This window comes from Nocardia cyriacigeorgica (assembly GCF_010858045.1).
Taxonomy (GTDB): domain Bacteria; phylum Actinomycetota; class Actinomycetes; order Mycobacteriales; family Mycobacteriaceae; genus Nocardia; species Nocardia cyriacigeorgica_E.
In genome coordinates this window covers 1-313 of sequence record NZ_JAAGVC010000252.1, presented here as the reverse complement: position 1 = coordinate 313, position 313 = coordinate 1, and the positions used below count along the sequence as shown (strand labels likewise).

Annotated in this window: 1 protein-coding gene; it reads right to left on the bottom strand. The window is 67.7% G+C overall.

From position 1 onward, the window contains the following. Positions 1-118 precede the first annotated feature (118 nt). Positions 119-313, bottom strand: a 195-nt coding sequence (locus GV790_RS29585) for a phosphoribosyl-AMP cyclohydrolase (protein ID WP_218586498.1), incomplete at its 5' end; no start/stop codon positions are given.

Sequence of the window (313 nt, the reverse complement as noted above, 5' to 3'; positions counted from 1 at the left end):
GGTCAGACCGCCACCCTCGCCGAGCTCGGTGAGGCGATGACGACCCAGCTCTCCGACGGCCTCGGCAGTCCCATCCGGACGACGGACGACACCGCAGGCTACTGATCCGGGGCCGCGGTCAGGGTTGCGCGGCGAGTAGTACGTCGGAATCGAAACAGGTGTGGGTGCCGGTGTGGCAGGCCGCACCCTCCTGGTCGACCACGAGCAGGACGGTGTCGCCGTCGCAATCCAGGCGCACTTCGTGCACGTACTGGGTGTGTCCGGACGTCTCCCCCTTGACCCAGTACTGCTGCCGGGAGCGGGAGTAGTAGGT